At 69.2% G+C, this 20355-nt stretch carries 16 protein-coding genes and 1 pseudogene; 8 read left to right on the top strand and 9 right to left on the bottom strand.

The annotated features are described in order from the left end of the window. Both D7X12_RS24320 and D7X12_RS24315 read right to left on the bottom strand, forming a co-directional pair. Positions 1 to 621, bottom strand: a pseudogene (locus D7X12_RS24320) (J domain-containing protein); the annotation flags it as partial. Between the two features lie 13 nt (positions 622 to 634). Then, positions 635 to 1009 (bottom strand): response regulator transcription factor, encoded by a 375-nt coding sequence (locus tag D7X12_RS24315; protein WP_120627662.1) that lies wholly within the window; start codon positions 1007 to 1009, stop codon positions 635 to 637. An 82-nt stretch (positions 1010 to 1091) separates the two neighbouring features. Here D7X12_RS24315 and D7X12_RS24310 point away from each other — a divergent pair, with 82 nt between their 5' ends. Continuing rightward, positions 1092 to 2489: a M20/M25/M40 family metallo-hydrolase gene (locus D7X12_RS24310; protein WP_208719259.1), complete on the top strand. Its 1398-nt coding sequence runs from the start codon at positions 1092 to 1094 to the stop codon at positions 2487 to 2489. 12 nt (positions 2490 to 2501) lie between these two features. On the opposite strand, the gene pip is transcribed toward D7X12_RS24310, so the two are convergent. Both pip and D7X12_RS24300 read right to left on the bottom strand, forming a co-directional pair. Next, positions 2502 to 3470 (bottom strand): prolyl aminopeptidase, encoded by a 969-nt coding sequence (gene pip, locus D7X12_RS24305; protein WP_120627660.1) that lies wholly within the window; start codon positions 3468 to 3470, stop codon positions 2502 to 2504. 152 nt (positions 3471 to 3622) lie between these two features. Further along, positions 3623 to 4849 (bottom strand): small ribosomal subunit Rsm22 family protein, encoded by a 1227-nt coding sequence (locus D7X12_RS24300; RefSeq protein WP_120627659.1) that lies wholly within the window; start codon positions 4847 to 4849, stop codon positions 3623 to 3625. A gap of 58 nt (positions 4850 to 4907) precedes the next feature. Here D7X12_RS24300 and D7X12_RS24295 point away from each other — a divergent pair, with 58 nt between their 5' ends. From D7X12_RS24295 to D7X12_RS24285, 3 genes are read left to right on the top strand one after another with little or no spacing between them, the layout of a single operon-like run. Then, positions 4908 to 5918 carry an ABC transporter ATP-binding protein gene (locus D7X12_RS24295; protein ID WP_120627658.1) on the top strand — a complete coding sequence of 337 codons (1011 nt, stop codon included), beginning with the start codon at positions 4908 to 4910 and terminating at the stop codon, positions 5916 to 5918. Beyond that, positions 5915 to 6718 (top strand): ABC transporter permease, encoded by an 804-nt coding sequence (locus tag D7X12_RS24290; protein ID WP_120627657.1) that lies wholly within the window; start codon positions 5915 to 5917, stop codon positions 6716 to 6718. Before D7X12_RS24295 ends, D7X12_RS24290 begins: the two co-directional genes overlap by 4 nt. A 7-nt stretch (positions 6719 to 6725) precedes the next feature. Continuing rightward, a complete protein-coding gene (locus D7X12_RS24285; protein ID WP_120627664.1) occupies positions 6726 to 7517 on the top strand; it encodes an ABC transporter permease in 792 nt (263 codons plus the stop codon). Here the strand turns inward: D7X12_RS24285 and D7X12_RS24280 are convergent. The 3 genes from D7X12_RS24280 to D7X12_RS24270 all read right to left on the bottom strand — a co-directional run bounded on the left by D7X12_RS24280 (position 7514) and on the right by D7X12_RS24270 (position 12683). Next, positions 7514 to 10438 carry an NACHT domain-containing protein gene (locus D7X12_RS24280; RefSeq protein WP_158620111.1) on the bottom strand — a complete coding sequence of 975 codons (2925 nt, stop codon included), beginning with the start codon at positions 10436 to 10438 and terminating at the stop codon, positions 7514 to 7516. The genes D7X12_RS24285 and D7X12_RS24280 overlap by 4 nt on opposite strands. Positions 10439 to 10476: 38 nt before the next feature. Further along, positions 10477 to 11658: an ATP-binding protein gene (locus tag D7X12_RS24275; RefSeq protein WP_120627655.1), complete on the bottom strand. Its 1182-nt coding sequence runs from the start codon at positions 11656 to 11658 to the stop codon at positions 10477 to 10479. A gap of 71 nt (positions 11659 to 11729) precedes the next feature. Continuing rightward, on the bottom strand, positions 11730 to 12683 hold the full coding sequence (locus D7X12_RS24270) for an MBL fold metallo-hydrolase (RefSeq protein WP_120627654.1): 954 nt from the start codon (positions 12681 to 12683) through the stop codon (positions 11730 to 11732). A 132-nt stretch (positions 12684 to 12815) separates the two neighbouring features. On the opposite strand from D7X12_RS24270, the gene D7X12_RS24265 reads away from it, so the two are divergent. Beyond that, the gene (locus tag D7X12_RS24265) at positions 12816 to 14990 is read left to right on the top strand and encodes a Kelch repeat-containing protein (RefSeq protein WP_244224748.1); all 2175 of its coding nucleotides are present in this window, start codon (positions 12816 to 12818) and stop codon (positions 14988 to 14990) included. Between the two features lie 32 nt (positions 14991 to 15022). On the opposite strand, the gene D7X12_RS24260 is transcribed toward D7X12_RS24265, so the two are convergent. After that, positions 15023 to 15931 (bottom strand): helix-hairpin-helix domain-containing protein, encoded by a 909-nt coding sequence (locus D7X12_RS24260; protein WP_120627653.1) that lies wholly within the window; start codon positions 15929 to 15931, stop codon positions 15023 to 15025. A gap of 167 nt (positions 15932 to 16098) precedes the next feature. On the opposite strand from D7X12_RS24260, the gene D7X12_RS24255 reads away from it, so the two are divergent. Beyond that, on the top strand, positions 16099 to 17214 hold the full coding sequence (locus D7X12_RS24255; RefSeq protein ID WP_120627652.1) for a hypothetical protein: 1116 nt from the start codon (positions 16099 to 16101) through the stop codon (positions 17212 to 17214). 22 nt (positions 17215 to 17236) lie between these two features. Here D7X12_RS24255 and D7X12_RS24250 read toward each other — a convergent pair whose 3' ends face one another. Next, positions 17237 to 17638 carry a RidA family protein gene (locus tag D7X12_RS24250; protein WP_120627651.1) on the bottom strand — a complete coding sequence of 134 codons (402 nt, stop codon included), beginning with the start codon at positions 17636 to 17638 and terminating at the stop codon, positions 17237 to 17239. Positions 17639 to 17756: 118 nt separating this feature from the next. Here D7X12_RS24250 and D7X12_RS24245 point away from each other — a divergent pair, with 118 nt between their 5' ends. Together D7X12_RS24245 and D7X12_RS24240 are read left to right on the top strand one after the other, a co-directional pair. Further along, positions 17757 to 19385, top strand: coding sequence for a peptide chain release factor 3 (locus D7X12_RS24245; RefSeq protein WP_120627650.1), 1629 nt, complete (start codon positions 17757 to 17759; stop codon positions 19383 to 19385). Positions 19386 to 19404: 19 nt separating this feature from the next. Continuing rightward, a partial coding sequence (locus D7X12_RS24240) for a hypothetical protein (RefSeq protein WP_208719257.1) occupies positions 19405 to 20355 on the top strand: 951 nt, incomplete at its 3' end.

Below are 20355 nucleotides of genomic sequence, written 5' to 3'. Positions count from 1 at the left end.
GTACGGCGCTGGACGCGCGGCCACCGGCGGCGCGGGCGGTGCCATGGGCGGCGTCGGCCGTGGGGGAATGGGGGAACCACTCAGGGGCAGCGGCGCTGGCGGCAGCGCGCCGCTCATGTCCAGCCGGGGCGGCGCTGCGACTGCCGCGGGCACCGCGCCCGTCAGGACCAGCGTCTCCGCCTCGCGGATCCGCCGCGAGAGGAAGTCGAAGATCTCCACGGAGATCTTCCGCAGCTCCGGGTGCAGGTCCGGGGCCAGATGGTCCGGCGAGAAGCGCTTCGCCATGCGGAAGAAGGCGGAGCGGAACTCGTCGAGCGACGCCTGCGGCTTGAGCCCGAAGACCTCGTGCGGCGGCAGGTGCAGCAGGCCGCGCAGCTGGGTGCGCAGGCGCTCGGCCTGCTGCAGCTCCACGGAGGGGCTGGTGGCCGGAGGGGCGGCGAACAGGTCGCGCACCTCCGGCAGCTCCTGGAGCGGGACCCAGTTGGTTCCATCGCGCGAGGCGCGCACGGCCGTCTTCAGACGGCCGGAGGCGATGAGCTCGCGGAAGGCTTGCAGTTGGAGCGGGCCCAGCACGCGGCCGAGCGAATCTCCGACCCAGTAACCGACAACAGATGACGACACAGAAACCTCGGAATCAGGACGCGAGCGCCTCGCGCATGGCCGACGCGATCTCCAGCGGATGGAAGGGCTTGCCCACGAAGCCCACGGCCCCCGCGGCGATGGCCTGCTCCACCACCGGCTCGGCGTCCATGCTGCTGATGACGAGCACGCGCGTTCCCGGCGACACGCTCTTGATGGCCCCCAGCACCTCCAGCCCGCTCTTCTTCGGCATGAACAGGTCCAGGAACATCACCGCGGGCTGCTCCTTCGCGGCCAGCGCCAGTCCTTCCTCACCATCAGCTGCTTCCAGCAGTCTCAGGGCGATGCCCGTCTCCGCGATGACATCTTTGAGGATGCGACGCACGAAGCTGTCGTCATCCACCAGCAGCAGGGTTGGCAGTCCAGACATGGACGGCAGGATACATGGGCCGCGCGTTTTTCGGCGCGACCGTCGTACGGCGCCTGCCCGCCTTTTGGGTTAAGGGGTGGGCATGTCCATCGACCAGGCGCTGTCCCATTTCGAGGCCCAGAAAGCCGCGTACCTGGAGGACCTCAAGGCCCTCGTACGCATTCCCAGTGTGTCTTTTCCCGGCTTCGACGCCGGCCTCGTGCGCAAGAGCGCGGAAGCAACCGCCGCGCTGTTGAAAGACCGTGGGTTTGAAAACGTCCAGCTCTTGGAAATCGAGGGAGCCCACCCGTATGTCTATGGCGAGGTGCTCAAGGCGCCGGGCCGGCCCACGCTCCTCCTCTACGCGCACCACGACGTGCAGCCCGCCGGTGACGAGGCCGCGTGGAAGAGCCCGCCCTTCGAGCCCCAGCTGCGCGACGGTCGCCTGTACGGCCGGGGTGCGGCGGACGACAAGGCGGGCATCGTCGTGCACACCTCCGCGGTGGACGCGTGGCTCAAGAGCACCGGCCAGCTCCCACTCAACGTGAAGGTCGTCATCGAGGGCGAGGAGGAGGCGGGCAGTGACCACCTGGGTGCATTTCTCCAGAAGCACGCGAAGTTGGTGGCGGCGGACGCCATCGTGCTGACGGACACGTCGAACTTCGACACCGGCCTGCCGTCCATCACCACGGCGCTGCGCGGGCTGGTGACGGTGGACGTGGAGGTGCGGGGCCTGAAGCAGGCGGTGCACTCGGGCATGTGGGGCGGGCCGGTGCCGGATCCCGCGATGGCGCTGTGCCGGATGCTCGCGTCGCTGACGCACGCGGATGGCTCCATCGCCATCGAAGGGGTGATGGAGCAGGTGAAGCCCCTGACGGACGCGGAGCGACAGAGCATCCAGTCGCTGCCCGGTGACGAGGCCACCTTCCGGGAGCAGGCGGGCATCCGCGACGGCGTGACGCTGCTGGGTGGGGGACGGCACCCGTGGGAGATGAACTGGCGGCAGCCGAGCCTGGCCATCAACGCCATCCAGGCCAGCAGCCGCAAGGACGCGCGCAACATCATCGTGGAGTCGGCGTGGGCGCGCGTGGGCATCCGCGTGGTGCCGGACATGGATCCGGAGGACGTGCAGCGCCGGCTGGTGGCGCACCTGCGCAAGGTGTGCCCATGGGGCCTGGAGCTGGAGATCCGCGAGGACCAGGCGTCCGGCTGGTGGTACACGGACTCGTCGCACCCGGCCTTCCAGGCGGCGTTCCGCGCGCTGGAGAAGGGCTACGCGAAGAAGCCCGTCACCATCGGCTGCGGTGGGTCCATCCCCTTCGTGGAGCCGTTCGCGAAGGAGCTGGGCGGCGTGCCCGCGCTGCTCATCGGCGTGGAGGACCCGTACACGTACGCCCACTCGGAGAACGAGAGCCTGCACCTGGGCGACTGGGAGAAGTCCATCCGCTCCGCCATCCACCTCTATGAGGAGCTGGCGAAGTCGCTGACGCCCGCGCGGTAGGCTCGGCGGGCCTCAGGGGTGGGGGCGGAAGCGGTCCGTCGCCTCCACCAGCGCGGACGTGTTGCCGGGCTCGTTGGCGGAGTGGCCGGCGTCCGGGACGATGACGAGCTGCGCCTCCGGCCACGCGCGGTGCAGCGCCCACGCGCTCTCCGGAGGGCAGACGACGTCGTAGCGGCCCTGCACGATGACGGCGGGGATGTGGCGGATGCGGTGCACGTCGTCCAGGAGCTGGGTGTCGCTGCGCAGCCAGCCCTTGTTGACGAAGTAGTGGCACTCGATGCGCGCGAAGGCGATGGCGAAGTCGTCTCCGGCGTTGCGCGCGATGAGCTCCGGGTTGGGGTACAGGCAGCTCGTGCGCCCCTCCCACACGCTCCACGCCTTCGCGGCCTCCTGCTGCGCGTGGCGGTCCGTGCCCATCAGCCGCTTCGCGTACGCCTGGAGCAGGTCCCCGCGCTCCGCCTCCGGGATGGGTGCGAGGAACTGCTCCCACGCGTCCGGGAACATCGCGTCCGCGCCGCGCTGGTAGAACCAGTCGATCTCCTGCTTGCGCAAGAGGAAGATGCCGCGCAGCACCAGCTCCGTGACGCGCTCCGGGTGCTGCTCCGCGTACGCGAGCGCCAGGGTGCTGCCCCACGAGCCGCCGAAGAGCTGCCAGCGCTCCAGGCCCAGGTGTTCGCGCAGCCGCTCCATGTCCGCCACCAGGTCCCAGGTGGTGTTCATCTCCAGGCTGGCGTGCGGGGTGCTGCGACCGCAGCCGCGCTGGTCGAAGAGGATGATGCGGTACGCGCTGGGGTCGAAGAAGCGGCGCTGCTTGGCGTCGGTGCCACCGCCGGGCCCACCGTGCACGAACACCACGGGCTTGCCGTCGGGGTTGCCGCACTCCTCGAAGTACAGGGAGTGATCACCCGGGACGTTCAGCCGGCCGGTGCGGAAGGGCTCGATGGGGGGATAGAGCGTGCGCAGCGGAGTGGGGGCAGGCACGGCGTTCCTTTGGTGCGAGGGGAGGGTGCGCGCACCCTACCAGTTCAATCCGCGGTGGCAGCCGTTTCAGGAGTACCACGTCAACCCGAGAACGAGCGTCCACGGCCCGCCCTCCACGGTGGTGCTGCGCTGGTGCTCCGGGCGCTCCTGCCTCAGGGCTTCACGGGCGGCACCGGCGCTGCTGGCGCCGCCGGGGCCTGGGCCGGAGCTTCGGGGGCCTTCGGTGGGCCCGGGGGCACGCCGCGTCCGGCCTGCGCCACCATGCGCACCTCGGCGGTCTCCCCGAGCGCGAAGCCGTCCCCCTTCGTCTCCAGGTCGGTGACTTCGATGACGTCACCGCGCTGGAGGTGGAAGAAGCGCTCGTTCTTCTCCGCGCGGTGGCGCTCCTGCATCGCCAGGCCCACGCGGCCCTCGGGCCCGCAGCCGATGTAGCGCTGGCGGCCCTTGCCCTCCAGCGATTCGCTGACGATGCGGAACACCTTGCCCGGCGGCGGCTCCGGCCACGCCTCGCCCTTGGGCGCCACCACGAGGTAGCTCATCTTCAGCGATTCCTTGTGGAACCCGGCCGTGCGCGCCAGCTCCTCCACCACGCGAGGCATGGGCCACGCGCGCTCGGCGTGGCACCAGTCCGTCTCCTTCACCAGCGCGGGGCAGGCGCCCCGGTACATGCACGGCGCGCGGATGCCATAGCCGCGCTCCACCAGCAGGTCGCGCACCTTGAGCAGGTTGCGGCTCGTCTCGCGCAGCGCGGGCTCCATCACCAGCAGGCTGCCGCCCTTCTTCACCTTCGTCAGCACGGCCTCCAGCAGCGCCGCGCGCGGCTTGAGCGCCTCGTCCGTCGCGCCGTACAGCTCGTTGACGACGTGCCCCATCGTGATGAGGTCGAACTGCCCGTCCGGGAGCTGGGCGTTCTTCTTCAGCGGATCCCACTCGCGCGTGGCCAGGGCCTCGCCCGCCTCCGTCGCGAGCTTGAGCGCCAGCGCGAGCGCCGGCTTGCTGCGGTCCGCCGCGGTGACTTCACTGGCGCCCGCGTCCATCGCCGCGAAGGCCACCGGGCCCGGGCCGCTGCCCAGGTCGAGCACGTGGCGGGGGCGGTTGGGCAGCTCGCCCAGCACCTGCCGCGCCTGGGCGTAGGACACCGGCCAGTAGAAGAGCAGGTAGGCGCCCAGCAGGCGCGGGTCGTCCATGTAGCGGGCGCCCGCGAGCTGGCGCTCCCGGGTGAGGCCGAGCGACAGCTGCTTCACGCCCGCGCCCACCTCCTTCACTTCCTGGGGCGTGAGGCGTCCCTCGGGGCCGTCGCCCTTGCCACGTGAGGCGCGCCACACGGCAATGAGCCGCGGCAGCCACCGCTCCAAGTCCTTGCTGTATGCGTTGCTCATCGGTGCCTTCACTTCTGGGGTCGCCACCTGGGGGCGACCGCGTTAAACCCGTCCGGCCATGATTTCCGTCCGTGGATTGCGCAAGCACTATCAGGTTCACAAGCGCCCGCCTGGTCTGAAGGCGGCCCTGCGCTCGCTCGTCCACCGCAGCTACACGTCCGTCAAGGCCGTGGACGGTATCTCCTTTGACATCAAGCCCGGCGAGCGGGTGGGCTTCCTGGGCCCCAATGGTGCGGGCAAGACGACGACGCTCAAGGTGCTCGCCGGCCTGCTCCACCCCTCCGAGGGTGAAGTCCACGTGGATGGCCACGTGCCCCGGCTGCGCGAGGAGGCGTTCCTCAAGAAGATCATGCTCGTGATGGGGCAGAAGCAGCAGCTTTTGTGGGACCTGCCGCCGGCGGAGACGTTCGAACTCAACCGGGCCATCTACGACGTGCCCCGCCCCCAGTACAAGCAGACGCTGGAGGAGCTGGTGTCGCTGCTGGAGCTGGAGGACCTCATCACCAAGCCCACGCGCCAGCTGAGCCTGGGCGAGCGGATGAAGTGCGAGCTGGCGGCGGCCCTCATCCACCGCCCCCGGGTGCTGTTCCTGGACGAGCCCACCATCGGCCTGGACGTGTCCATGCAGGTGACGATGCGCGCCTTCATCAAGGCGTACAACGAGAAGACGGGCGCCACGCTCATCCTGACCAGCCACTACATGGACGACGTGGCGGCGCTGTGTCCGCGGGTCATCGTCATCGACAAGGGGCAGCTGTCCTACGACGGCACGCTGGATGCGCTGGTGCAGCGCGTGCGGCCGGAGAAGCGCGTGGTGCTGCGGCTGGCGCGGCCGGTGGACGCGGCCCTGCTGGAAAGCCTGGGGCGGGTGGTGTCGCACGAGCCGGGCTCGGCGGTGCTCCAGGTGCAGCAGGACGCGGTGAACGCCACGGTGGGGCGCGCGCTGTCGACGCTGCCGGTGACGGACCTGACGGTGGAGAACGCGCCGCTGGAAGAGGTGATGAGCGAGCTGTTCCAGGAGGGCAAGGCGCGCCGCGCGGAGGCCGCCCGGGAGGCGGTGCCCGCGTGAGCCTGCGCACGTCGCTCAAGGCGCTGCCCACCATGCTGCGCATCGGCTTCTCCGAAGCGGTGGCCTACCGCGCGGAGATGATCATCTGGGTGCTGGCCACCACGATGCCGCTCATCATGCTGGCGCTGTGGTCGGCGGTGGCGCGCACGGGGGCGGTGGGGAGGTTCGGTCAGGCGGAGTTCGTGGGCTACTTCCTCGCGGCCTTCTGCGTGCGCCAGCTCACCAGCTCCTGGGTGGCGTGGCTGCTCAGCTACGAGGTGAAGCAGGGCACGCTGGCGATGCGGCTGTTGCGGCCCATCTCCCCGCTGCTCGCGTACGCGACGGAGGTGCTGGCGGGCATCCCGCTGCGGCTCCTGGTGGTGGCGCCCGTGGTGGCCATCAGCCTGTGGGTGGTGGGCGCTGGAGCGGTGCCCGCGTCGCTGGGGGGCTGGGGGCTGTTCGGGCTGTCGCTCGTGGGGGCGTGGCTGGTGACGTTCTATCTGAACGTGCTGTTGGGGACGCTGAGCCTGTACCTGGAGAGCAGCCAGAAGCTGATGGACATCTACATGGTGCTCTACTTCGTCTGCTCCGGTTACATGTTCCCGGTGGAGTTCTTTCCGCCAGGGGTGCGCATGGTCATCGACGTGCTGCCGTTCCGCTACCAGATGGGGCTGCCGGTGGAGCTGATGACGGGGGCGCACGCGACGGGGCCGGCGCTGGTGTTGCTGGCGAAGCAGTGGGGCTGGGTGGTGGGCCTGGGCGTGGTGGCGACGCTCGTGTGGCGGCGGGGCCTGGCGCGCTTCGCGGCGTTCGGAGGGTAGGGTGCTGATTCCAAGGCGATACCTGCGCCTGCTGGGCGTGCAGCTGAAGGCCTCGGGCCTGCTGGCGTTGCAGTACCGCGCGGACTTCCTGGCGGAGGGGCTGACGTCGCTGGCGTGGACGTTCACGGCGCTGGCGCCGCTGTTCGTCGTCTTCGGCACGAGGCCGTCCATTGAAGGGTGGACCTTCCACGAGTCGCTGCTGGTGGTGGGGTGGTTCACGCTGTTGCAGGGCGTGTTGGAGGGGGCCATCAGCCCCAGCCTCACGGGCGTGGTGGAGCACATCCGCAAGGGCACGCTGGACTTCGTGTTGCTCAAGCCGGCGGACGCGCAGTTCCTGGTGTCCACGCAGCGCTTCCTGCCGTGGCGCGCGGTGAACGTGCTGTCCGGCGTGGGGCTGTTCGTCTACGCGTTCGTGTCGTTGGGGCGCTGGCCGTCGTTCCCGGGCGTGCTGGCGTCGCTGGTGTTGTTGGGGACGAGCGTGCTGTTGCTGTATTCGCTGTGGATATTGGTGGTGAGCGCGGCGTTCTTCGTGGTGAAGGTGGACAACCTCACGTACCTGTTCACGTCCATCTTCGACGCGGCGAGGTGGCCGTCCTCCGTGTTCCGGGGTGTGCTGGCCGTGGTGTTCACGTTCATCATCCCGCTGGCCCTGATGACCACGTTCCCCGCGCTCGCGATGCTGGGGCGTCTGCCGTGGACGTGGCTGGTGGGCGCGGTGGTGGGTTCGGTTGTCTTTGCGTGGGTCGCGCGCCGGGTGTGGTTGATGTCCATCCGGCACTACACGTCCGCGAGCAGTTAATTCGGGGGCTCGGGCGGGAGTGAGTGGAGGCCCGCTCTCAACGAAAACGCCCAGAGTTCGGCCATCGCTGTCTGGGCTTCAAGTCTACTGTTCGAGCGTGTCAGGGGTATTAGGGGCTCAATGAGGTCGAGGTCTCTCAAGTCTTTCAGCGTGAGAATCGCACTGAGCCGTGTTGTTTCGTTGGGGTCCTTCAACATGTCGACCAAGGTGGTCGGTGGTTCATCCTGCTTGGACGCTCTGAGTGCAAGTACGCTGTCGTGGATTGTGGAGGCTGCTCTTGACCAGAGAGGATACTCAGATCCCTCACACCGCTTCAGCACGGCTTCCGTCAATTTTGACTTTGCTCTCCCTTGTGCGAGATCGGAGTCAAGACTGGCTGCAAAAATCATTGTTTGGATGGCAGCTTGATTGCCGTCCTCTTGAATGATGTCCAAGGTGCTGTCAATTTCATTAGGGAAACGGGAGAAAATAGCGAATGCGGCACTGGTGTTGAGGGAGCGGGTTTTGTTCGTGAGCAGGTTTTTGAGGGTCGCAAGTGAGTCTGGAATAATGTTTTGAGCCAGAATGGCTGTCGCGACTTCCCGAATCTCAGCCTCTGGGGCTTCAAGAGTTAAAGCCACAATTCGTGCGGCTTCTTCTGGCTTGAGTACACAAATGTAAAGCAAGGCATTTGCCCGGATATGAGGTTTCCCGCTGGTAGATAGGCCCTCCAAGAAGGCAGGGATCCGTAAGGCAAATTCCGAGAGGTGGATTTCCTTGAGAATTCCTTCTCCGATGGCTCGCGGCATGGTGCAGAGCCAGTGGCTGAATTCTTCGGCAATCTTGGACTGAAGAGCGTTGGGAAGTGCCTCGCCTGCTTCCGCCGCGAACAGGGCAGCCATCGGGATCTGCTTCCGAAGTGTGTCGGTCAAGAGCTGACGGATGCCACTTTCCCGGTGATTCATGATCTGCTGAATGAATCGCCGAGTGGCCTCAGGCCGTTTCTGCACGAGCGCCATGTACCCTACGCCCAATCGTAGGACCTCCTCCCAGCGCGGGTCGAACAGGTGGACCATTGCCTCCTCAGCAAAGGACTCGCTGGCATGTAAGCCGACGGCGGCGAAGAACTCCTGGAAGGTCAGGTGCAGGAAGCCCCATCTCCCAGGACCCCGCTCCATGAGGATCTGGACGTCCTTCCCTGCCCGATGGAGGAATTCCCGTGCGGAGCGCACGGCTTCTTCGCGGGAGATGCCGTCGCGCTCTTGGAGGGCTGTCGCCAGGGTTTCAATGACGAAGCCTTCCGGCGCGACGCCATTGGGCCACTGACGGTGCATCTCCAGCGCGAGTCGCCCGAGGATGGGGACCGCTTCCTCCTCGTAGCGGATCTGGGCTTCCTCACCCTCGGACGCAACGAGCCTCCGCGCCTGTCCCCAAGTCTCGCAAAGGGTTCTTGAGAAGATCTCGTAGGCCTGCACACGGTGACGGGGAAGCTGGCCTTCCGCACGGTGGATGAGGGCCATTGAGGCCAGGATGAAGGGATTCCGCGACAGCTCGTGGAGCCGCTGGTTGGCAAACAGCGCCGTCAGCAGTCGCTCTGATTCACGGTCCGCCGTGGCGTCATCAGGATGCCCTTCCTCCCATTGTCGGTAGGCCCGATGGAAGGACCGGACATAGCGGCGCACCTGCTCGTCCTCGAACGCCCCCAGCTCGACCTCCACGGCGCCGGGAAGCGCCAACCCGACGTAGCCGACCTGCCGTGCGGAGGCGATAAAGCGGTTCTGGGGATATCGGGCTGCGAAGTCCTCCAACCACCGCATGAGGTCCGCGCGGGCTTCGCTTCGCACCTCGTCGAGCCCGTCCAGGAGGACGAGACAGTCACCTTGTTGGAGATGCACCTCCAGGAAACTTCGAAGACTGGCCTCGTCTCGCGCAATGCCTCTTGAATGGAAGAGGTGCGCGAGCGCCTCGACCACGGAGGTGCTTGCTCCCAACATCGCGCGAACCTGGGCCAAATGCCCGACGCTGGCGAGTAGGGGCAGCGGAGGCGCTGTGCTTCCCAGGGCCGCATGCATGGCCAGCGGCCCTCCCGCGCCCACCACCGCGAGCCAGCGCAGCAAGGTGGTCTTTCCCGAGCCCGGGTCTCCCAGCACCACCAGCGAGTGATGACGCTGGAAGGCCTGCTCGAAGGCCATGCGTTGGGCTGGCAGGTACGTGGTCGCCTGCTGCAGGGACTCCGTCAATTGGCCGATTGGAGCGTCGAGTCCGCCGTCCCTCAAGAGGTCGGACGACAGTTCGACAGAGTGCGTGGGCCTCCTCCGGACCTCGACGGACGGCATGACGAAGACGTCGAAGATGTCGAGGCTGGGCGGCTCCTTCTTCTGAAGCCGGAAGCCGACGTAGTGAAGCCGCCGCACTGCTGGGCTGGTCAGGTCTCGCAGCAGCTCTTCCCACAGGTTCTCCCCGTGAGCGGACGGCTGCGGAGGAAACTGCGCAGCCAGTACCTCATCCCCAGCCAGATGTGCCGGTGGCGAGAGCGTTCGCCGCACGTCGTCCTCGAGTACCCGGTACACGTCAGGGGATACGGCGATGGCGTTCTCGGGGACCTCTGCTTGAAGCCGCTCACAGAGATTCAGCGTCTGTTCCCGCCGCGAATCATCGTCCCCGGTCACCGCCGCATGCACCGCGATGTGGGAGGGCAGGCTCAGGTCCACGAGGATGCGTTCGCGCACCATCTTCGCCGCATCGAAGGCCTTCCTTGCCAGGTCGGGACCGTTCGCACCCCTCAGTGACAGGCTCCAATTCCCTGCGTCCATCTGGCGCAGGTCCGCTTCCTCGAACTGCTGAGCGATGTAGTGGATGCCAGCATAGAGACGGGCTCTGAGGACCATGGACGTCACTTCGTCCTGCGTCAGGACCGCTCGCACCCGAATCACCGCGAGCACGGGGGCAGGGCTTCTTGGGATGTCCGTGCCATCGTGGGTCATGCCGTCGCTCGCGTCGTCCAGAGCACCAGCTTGAAGTGGCCCGCCATGATTTCGATGGTGGGCTCCTTGAAGCCCTTCTCGCGCAGCGCCTGCACCATGTCGGGTACTCCAAAGCCCAGGTTCTCCCGTCGCTGGGCCTTGGCCAGGAGTGAAGCCAGGATGGGATTCCGTTTCTGGCTGATGCCGCCCTGCCGGATGTTCTCCAGCGTCAGGTGGTTCAGGAGGTCACCCGGATTCGTGATCTCGACCCGGTCGTCGAAGATGCTGATCCGGATCTGCGACGCCGGCCTGTAGTCACGGTGAGTCACCGCGTTGAGGACCGCTTCCCGGATGACTTCCACGGGCAATCCATCCTCGACGCGCACCATGCCCTGGACATGGGAGGGCGCCGCGATGTTGCGTTGGATGAAGGCACTGGCCTGATCGATCTGGTCAAGCAGCCGTCCCTCCATCTCCTTCCGGTCCAGGAACTTGCTCGACACGGTTGTGCCCTGGACACGGACCGCGGAGATCCGCGCATCCAGCAACCATCGCGTGGGCTCCCTTCCGAACATCAGGATGCCGGCCACGGTAGGAACCCCCGTTCGCTCCAGGCACTTGAGCGCCGTCAGGTGCGGCACGATGTTCTGCTCGGGGACCTGTCGCGGAGAAGCAGTCGTGAAGAACGCGCGCACCGCCTCTGTATCGAGGTCTTCCACGGTGGCCCCGGTCATCTCCTGTTCGTCGAAGTAGGCGTCCGTGGATTGGAGCATGCGGACAAGCTCTTCCCGCTTTGCTTCCCGCGAGAGGTTGCCGTCCCGGACGTAGTACTTGCCCGCGCGGTGAGGACGACTTGGACTGAACGCGGGAACCTCCACCTGGAGGAGGGTCTGTCCCTGGTACTCCCGTTTCTGGGTCGTGCAGATGAGGGGCGGCTCGATGCGGTCCTGGCAGAGCTGGCTCACCTGCATCATGAGCGTGTCGGTCTGCTTCCGGTCTCCGGTACCACTCACCGTTCCGTCATCCTCGACGCCGATGAGCACCAGCCCGCCCTTGGTGTTCGCCATCGCGACAATGGCCTTCGCGATGTCCTCCGCATCGAACTTGAAGCCCTTCTGCACGACGCTCTTGAACTCGGTCAACGAGTCCTCGCCCAGGCGCAGCAGTTGCTCCAGCATCTCGTCGGTCTTCGGTGCCACGGTGAACCTCAAGGTTCGGACGACAGTCCTCCTCCGAAGGTAACACCGGGGCCGCTACCGCACAGGACGGACTACGGGGGCGCGGGGGCAGGGGGCTGCGGCGCTGGCCGGGGCGCCTGACGGGCCCACTCGCCGCGCACCAGCGCGGGCAGCAGCTCCGGGTAGCGGTGGCCGGGATAACGCCGGGTCACCTTCTCCGTCACCGTCCGCAGCGGGTCGCTGCTGGGCTGGGCCGCGTGCCGCTCCGCGCGAACTTCCTCCACCACCGCCTGGAGGTACTCCGTCTGCGCGTCCAGCAGCTCCGGCCCTCCAGGGAGCCCCCGGCCCGGGTGGATCCACTTCGGCTTCAGGGCGCGCAGCTCGTCCAGCCGCTGGAGCCATTCGTCCACGCGGCCTCCCTCGAACCAGGGGTGCGTGGCCCTCGCCACGAGGTCCCCCGTGAACAGGTGCCCCTCCCATTCAATGACCACATGGGCCTGGCTGCTCCCCGCGCCCAGGACGTGCACCTTGAACGTAAGGCCCGCCGCGCTCAGCTCTCGCGTGCTGTCACCGAAGCCGTCCGCGAGCACCAGCTCCCGGGGGTAGCTGCCGTTCCAGTACCGCTTGAAGAGCGTCGGCGCCCACTTGTCGTGGACCGCGGGGATGCGCGCGCGGACCTGCTCGGAGGTGAGGACCGGGACGCCCAGTTCCTTGAGCAGCGCCGTGCCGTTGAAGCGGTCCGGGGTCGGGTGGAGGATGAGCGCCAGCTTCACCTCCTTGCCCGTGACCTCCTTCGCGAACGCCAGCTGCTTGCGCAGCGCGGAAGGCAGCAGCTGCGTGTCGATGAAGACGAGCCCCTCGGGCCCTTCAATCCAGTAGGAGGCCGTCTCCAAGGACCATTGGGACGAAATGTATTCGCCCACCCGGGGGTCCCCCTGCTCCTGGACGGAGTGGGAGCGGTAGTGTGTCGGGATGACGGGCTGGGCCGCGCCACAGCCCACCAGCAGGAGCCCCAACGATGCGACGAGGGCTGCTTTGATTGTCATGGGCATCAATTCTACTCACCCGGAAATGGACTGAAAGGGATTCGCCGGTGGTGTCTTCCTTTGAAGTGGGTTAATGGGCCGCCCCCCCACGGCGGCAAGCCGTTCCCCCGAGCAGTAAAGGACGTCCCCCTGATGATCCGTCTTCGTTCCCACGGCCTGCTGGCCGCGCTCGCGCTCGCGTGCGCAGCCGCCTGTTCGCCCGATGAGCCGTCGTTCGCAACCGCCTCCGCCGCGCTCGCCGATGCGGCCGATACGTCGGCGTGGACCCCCGCCGGCACCATGGCCACGGCGCGCGTGGACCCCACCGCCACCCTGCTGCGCAACGGCTATGTGCTCGTCACCGGCGGGGGGACCTCCGCCGCGGAGCTGTACGACCCCCGCACCGGCCGCTGGTTCCCCCTGGGCGCGATGGCCACGGCCCGTCAGCGCCACACCGCGACCCTGCTGCCTTCCGGCAAGGTGCTGGTGGTGGGCGGAGGCACCTCCGCGCAGGGCGCCGCGGGCTCCGAGGTGTTCGACCCGGACACCAACACCTGGACCGGCCTGAACGGCCTGGACCTGCCCCGCTCGCAGCACACCGCGACGCTGCTGCCTTCCGGACAGGTGCTCATCGTGGGCGGCGACAGCAGCTTCGGGAACGCGCTCGCCACCGCGCTCCTGTACGAGCCCATGAAGAACGCCTGGGCGACCACCTCGCCCATGGCCGCGGCCCGGCTGGGCCACACCGCCACGCTGCTCCCCAACGGCCAGGTGCTCGTCACCGGCGGGCGTGACAGCGCCAACGGCGAGGTGCTGTCGTCCGCGGAGCTCTATGATCCGCCGTCCGGGACGTGGTCTCCGGCCATCCGCATGGGCACCCAGCGCACGGGCCACACCGCGACGCTGCTGCTGTCCGGTCAGGTGCTGATCGCCGGCGGCTTCGCGGGCAGCCTCGCCATCGCCACCTCGGAGCTGTACGACCCGGCCACCGGCACCTGGACGGTGTTGGGGAACCTGCCGTCGCTCTGGGTGTTCCACACCGCCACGCTCCTCACCTCCGGCCAGGTGCTCATCACCGGCGGCTCCAACGGAGGCCAGCCCTACCTGGACCGCGCCGCGCTGTATGACCCGAACACCGGCACCTGGAGCGAGACGGCCCCGCTGACCTCGCGCCGCATCAGCCACGCGGCCGCGCTCCTGCCCTCGGGCGAGGTGCTCGCCCTGGGCGGTGTCGCCGAGGCCGGCTCGCGCAACGCCTCCGCTGAACGCTACCGGCCCTCCTTCCTGCCGTGGCGCCCGGCCAAGAGCCTCGCCACCGCGCGCGCGCAGCTCACCGCCAACCGGCTCCCCTCCGGCGGCGTGCTCGTGGCGGGCGGCTCCGCCACCGGCGGCGGCGCGCTCTCGAGCGCCCTCGTGTACGACGAGACGACGGACGCCTGGAGTGACACCGCCGCGCTGGGCACCGCGCGCTTCCTGCACACCGCGACGACGCTGGGCAATGGCCGGGTGCTCGTCACCGGGGGGCAGAAGGATGCGTCCACGTGGCTGGCCTCCACGGAGGTGTACGCGCCGGAGACCGGCACCTGGACGCAGGTGGCGGAGTTGGGCACGCGAAGGGCCCGTCACACCGCGACGCTGCTCGCCGGTTCGGGCCAGGTGCTGGTGACGGGCGGCGCCACCGGCTCGGCCGCGGCGTCCAGCCTCGCGAGCGCGGAGCTGTTCAACGCGAGCACCGGCACCTGGAGCCCCACGGGCCCCATGGGGCGCGCGCGTGCGTACCACGCCGCGGTGCCGCTGCCCTCGGGCGAGGTGCTGGTGATGGGCGGCCTCTCCACCGGCACCGAGTCCATCACCCCGAGCGCGGAGCTGTACAACCCGGCCACCGGCACCTGGCGGCCCACCGCGCCGCTGACGACGGCCCGCTATGGCCACGTCGCCGTGCTGCTGGGGGATGGCCGTCGCGTGCTCGTGGTGGGCGGCTGGGGGACGGACGGCGCGCTGCGCTCCGCGGAGGTCTACGACGTGGGGCGCGGCACCTGGAAGAGCGTGGCGTCGCTGAACACGCCGCGCTACCTGCCGCACGCCGCGGTGCTGCCCACCGGCCGCGTGCTGGTGGTGACGGGGGAGGGCGGCTCAGGACTGGGCGTCCTCGACTCCGCGGAGGTCTACGACGCTGGCACGGACATGTGGACCCCGGCGGGCACCCTGTCCATGCGCAACACGCACCACGCCCTGGCGGTGCTGCCCTCCGGGCGCGTGCTCGTCGCGGGTGGCAGCAACAGCAGCGGGGCGCGCGCGGGCGCGGACGTGTACACGCCCGTGCGCTGAAGCCGGGCCGCCGTCGGGGCCTCAGGCGGGCCTCAGGCGCCCGCGTGCGGTGCTTCAGGCTCCGCCCTGCCCTGGCCATGGTAGTGCGCGAGGCACTCCGACTCGCGCCCCCGCACCACGCGCCGCCCATCCAGGGGGCCGCCGTGGGCCGTCACCACGGTGCACTGGCCTTCGACGTCGTCCTGGTCGAAGTAGAGGACCACCCAGTCGTGGGTGGTCTTCTGCTGGTGCGCGAGCGCGGTGTTGGAGAACAGGGCCCGCAGGTTCCAGCCCTCCACCTGCTCGCGCAGCACCGGCAGCCAGGCCTCGCCCGACGGGTTGAAGCGCTTGGGCGCGATGAGCCGCAGCTCGCCGGCCTCGGCCCTGCGCCGGTAGTCCGCGTCCACCCGCAGCAGCAGCGCCACCGAGGGGCGCGGCCCGTCCTCGGGCCCGTGGGTCCGCACCCGCTCGCGCTCGCGCCGGTTGCGCCCCAGCCGCGCCGCCAGCACCTCGCGCACCTGTTCCGCGCGCCGGGGGCCGAAGCCCTCCACCCGCTCCAGCCGCCCGTCGTGCGCGGCCAGCTCCAGCGCCTCCAGCGTGGTGATGCCCAGCTCCGCGTGAATGCGCTTCGCCAGCTCCGGGCCGATGCCGGGCACGCTGGCGAGCAGGCCCTCGGGGGACACCTCACCCTCCAGCCGCTCCAGCAGCTCCATCCGTCCGGTGCGCACGAACTCCGCGACCGACGAGGCGATGCTCTTGCCCACCCCCGGCAGCTTGCGCACCCCGGGTTCCCCCTGGGTGGCGAGCAGCTCCGCGACGGACTCCGGCTGCTGCGCGATGGTGGCCGCCGCCTTGCGGTAGGCCGCCACCCGGAAGGGCATCGCGTCCTGCGTGTCCAGCAGGTCCGCGACGCGCTCCAGCGCATCCGCGATGTCGATGTTGCTCTTCCATTCGACGCCCATGGTACCTGGAAGGTAGGGCCTCCCACGCAGGACGACCACCCCGGCGCCCGCACCGGCGCCCACATCCCCCCAGGCACGGAAAAATTCCCCGCCCGCAACCACCGCGCCCGGACCGGGTTGGAGAGGACAGCAGGCAGTCACGCGAACCTTTCGACCTGGAGATGACGATGCGCTGGAACAAGACGTTGGCGGTGGGTGCGGCCCTGGTGCTCTCGACGGCGTGCGGCGGGGTGGATGATCAGGAGGCCGTGGAGTCGCTGCCGGACTTCGCGGGCACGTCGCTGGAAATCAACGCGGAGGCCCCCGCGCAGGATGGCGCGGCGCTCATCGCGCAGGACCTCCGGGAGACGGAGGCCGCGCTCGACGGCGAGGGCGCCGCGATGCTGGAGGGCGCCCGCATGCAGGTGAAGGCGCTCAACGACGCGCTGAGGCAGGCGCTCGTGCCCGTCGCGGACCTGGTGAAGAAGTCCGCGGACGCGAAGCCCGGCGACGTGCTCGTGTACGGCCCGCAGGACCGCGCCAACGCCACCTTCAAGCTCACCGTGCGCAAGGGCGTCGCGAAGCGCTACCAGTGGAAGCTGGAGGCCCGGCCGCTGGGCAGCACGGATGACACCGCCTACAAGCTGGTGGCCGCGGGCGCGCTCAAGCGCGACGGCGAAGCGCACCGGGGCCGGGGCACGCTGGCCATCTCCCTGGACAACCTCAAGGCGGTGGCGCCGTCCTTCACGGGGCAGGGCCGGCTGATGATGTCCTTCGCGCACCACGGTCAGGGCAGCAAGTCGCTGGCGTACCGGCTGGCGAACTTCACCCCGAACCCCACCGCGCACGAGGCCGTCACCGGCGCCTTCGTGGGCCACAAGCTCCAGCCCTCCGGCATCACCCGCGCGCGCGTGCTGGGCGCGTACAACCTGCCCCACACCGCCACCGCCGCGAAGGAGAAGGTGCTCACCTCCGTGCGCCACATCCCGCAGCTGGGCGGCCGCGCGGACCTGCGCGCCTGGGGCGGCGACATCCCGGCGAACACCTTCTACGTCGGCAGCGCGTGCTGGGATGTGCAGGAGAAGGAGGTCTTCCGCGTCCTCTTCCAGTGCACCGACGGCAGCCGCCTGGAGTCCTGCACGGAGGTGGCTGGCAGCCGCGTGGGCGCCGTCCAGGACTGCCGCGGGCCGGAGCTGCGCGGCGACGTGACGCCCCCCGTGGGCACCGGCGACGACGCGTCCCCGGAGCCCGGCAACCCCGGCGCGCCGGACGAAGCGCCCACGGACGTCACGGCGGAGTTCTGAGGCGTCGGTCGCCTCAGCGGCTTCAACTCATGGCGGACGCCACCACGGCGTCCGCTTCGATCTCCACCAGCATCCGCGGGTCGATGAGCGCCTTCACCTCCACCATCGACGTGGCGGGGCGGATGGCCGCGAAGCATTCCCCGTGCGCGCGGCCAATGTCCTCCCAGCGCGCGATGTCGGTGACGTACATGCGCGTACGCACCACGTCCTCCATCCGCGCGCCCACGGCCTCCAGGGCCGCGCGGATGTTGGCGAGCGCCTGGGCTGCCTGCCGGTAGGCATCTCCCTCGCCCACCAGCGCCCCACCAGCGTCCGTGGCCGTGGTCCCGGAGACGGAGACGAAGGGGCCCACGCGCACCGCGCGCGAGTAGCCCACCCGGGGCTCCCACGGGGTGCCGGTGGCGTGGAGGGTGCGCTGCGACATGGAGTGCTCCCGGAGGGGCGGGAAGGGGGCTTCCCGGAGGGCCGGAGCCCGGCCGGACCTCCAGGCGCTGCTTGCAAAGCTGCAAGGAACGACCGCCCGTGATAGTTGGCCTCGGATCATGGCCAACGAGCTAGAGCGGGAGGTCGCACGGCGACGTACCTTCGCCATCATCTCCCACCCCGACGCGGGAAAGACAACCCTGACGGAGAAGCTGCTGCTCTACGGCGGCGCCATCCACCTGGCCGGCAGCGTCAAGGCCAAGCGGGCCCGGCGTCACGCGACCAGTGACTGGATGGAGCTGGAGAAGGAGCGAGGCATCTCCGTCACGTCGTCGGTGCTCCAGTTCAACTACCGCGACCACGCGGTGAACCTGCTGGACACCCCGGGCCACCAGGACTTCTCCGAGGACACCTATCGCACGCTGAGCGCGGCGGACGCGGCGGTGATGCTCATCGACGCGGCGAAGGGCGTGGAGCCGCAGACGAAGAAGCTCTTCAAGGTCTGCCGCCTGCGCAACATCCCCATCTTCACCTTCGTCAACAAGCTGGACCGCTACGGCCGCGAACCGCTGGAGCTGATGAACGAGCTGGAGCAGGTGCTGGGCATCCGCTCCTACCCGATGAACTGGCCCATTGGCATGGGGCCGGAGTTCCGCGGCGTCTACGACCGGCAGGCGCGCGTGGTGCACCTGTTCTCCGCGGAGGGCTCGCACGGCGAGTCGGAGGTCTCGGAGCGCTCGGTGTCCATCGACGCGCCGGAGATCCGCGAGGTCCTCACCGCGTCGGAGCTGGAGAAGCTCAACGAGGACATCGAGCTGCTCGACATTGGCGGGGATGCCTTCACCCGCGAGAAGTCGGACTCCGGGCAGCTGACGCCCATGTTCTTCGGCAGCGCGATGACGAACTTCGGCGTGCGGCCCTTCCTGGACGCGTTCCTGGACCTGGCGCCCGCGCCCACGTCTCGCCCCACCACGCAGGGCCCGCGCGAGCCGACGAACCCCAAGTTCGCGGGCTTCGTCTTCAAGATCCAGGCGAACATGGACCCCGCGCACCGCGACCGCATCGCGTTCATGCGCGTGGTGAGCGGCCGCTACGTCAAGGGCATGAACGCGTTCCACTCGCGGCTGGGCAAGGAGGTGCGGCTCGCCAAGCCCAGCCAGTTCATGGCCGCCGAGCGCACGTCCATTGAAGACGCGTGGCCGGGGGACGTCATCGGCCTGTTCGACCCGGGGCAGTACCGCATCGGCGACACGCTGGCGGAGGGCGCCACGGACGTGGCCTTCGAGGGCGTGCCGCGCTTCAGCCCGGAGTTCTTCGCGGTGGTGCGCTCGCGCGACCCGCTGCGCCGCAAGCAGATGGAGAAGGGGCTGGAGCAGCTGTCCGAAGAGGGCACGGTGCAGATCTTCCAGCAGCCCAGCATGGGCATGAAGGACCCCATCGTCGGCGTGGTGGGCGCGCTCCAGTTCGAGGTGCTGCAGTACCGGCTGGAGCACGAGTACGGCGCGCGCATCGCGCTGGACCGGCTGCCCTTCAGCCACGCGCGCTGGGTGGTGGGGCAGAACTTCGACCCGCGCTCGTTCGACTGGGAGGGCAACCGTCAGACGGTGCAGGACCGCGACGGGCTGCCCCTGGTCCTCTTCCGCGACGACTGGGCGCTCCAGCACGCCGAGGAGAAGCATCCGGAATTGAAGTTCGTGTCCGAGGCCCCGATGATCCGCGCGGCGACGCCGGTCGCCACGGGCAGCTGAACCAAGGACGGAGACCGGCATGGTCGTGCAAGCCTCAGCGGCTCCGTCCCCCGCGTCCTCCGGGGCCGGCACTCCGTCCTCCTCCGCCCATGAGACCGGGCCCGCTTCCGGGCGCGCCCGGCGGGCACCTTCGTCCTGGCTCGCGGGGGTGGCGCTGGTGGCCATGCTCGCGCTGTGGCCGCTGTTCAAGTCCCAGCTGGGGCCCGCGAACGAGCTGCGGGTGCGCTTCCCCCAGGTGGGCCAGGCCCTGCAGGGCCGGGTCGCTTACGGCGTGGGGGAGCAAGCCCCCGAGCAGCGCGCGCTGACCCCGGCGGACCTGACGCAGGTGCTGGGGGACGGCATCCCGGAGGGCCTCCAGGAGGTGCGCATCCCGCTGCCCCGGGAAGCGACCTGGGCGGAGGTGACGCTGTTCGAGTTCGAGGAGCGCTCGGTGGAGCAGGTGACGTGGGTCCCGCTCCGGGGGCCCGTGTCGAGTGGTCCCGGGGTGCGCCCGCTGCCCTTCGAGCTGCGTGACAACGAAGACGGCTCGCGAACCCTTCGCGTGGCGCGGCTGCGGCCGGGCCTCTGGAACGTGGACCTGGCGGACGTGTTCTTCGGCGTGGCGACGTGGGCCTTCTTCTGGCTGCTGCTGGAGGCGCGCTGGGGCCGGGGCCGGGTGGCCGCGTTCGCCCGGCGCCAGGCCGGCTGGGCCCCGTACGCGCTGCCGCCGCTCCTGGCGTGGGGCGCGTGGTGGCTGGTGTTCTTCCCGGGGATCATCTCCTACGACCCGCTGGTGCAGTGGGAGCAGCTGCAGTCGGGACAGCTGGAGGACTGGCACCCCGCGTTCCACAGCGGGTGGCTGTGGCTGCTGGGCGGGCCCTTCGGGTCGCTGGCCCCGGTGGGCGCGGTGCAGGCGGTGCTCTTCGCGGTCGTGCTGGGCAAGGTGCTGGAGGAGCTGGGGCGGCGTGCCGTCATGGGCGCGGTGGGGGGT

Origin of the sequence: Corallococcus sicarius (assembly GCF_003611735.1) — a bacterium.
GTDB classification, from domain to species: domain Bacteria; phylum Myxococcota; class Myxococcia; order Myxococcales; family Myxococcaceae; genus Corallococcus; species Corallococcus sicarius.
Note: the sequence above shows the minus strand (reverse complement) of the source record. Positions and strands in the feature narration are given on the sequence as shown.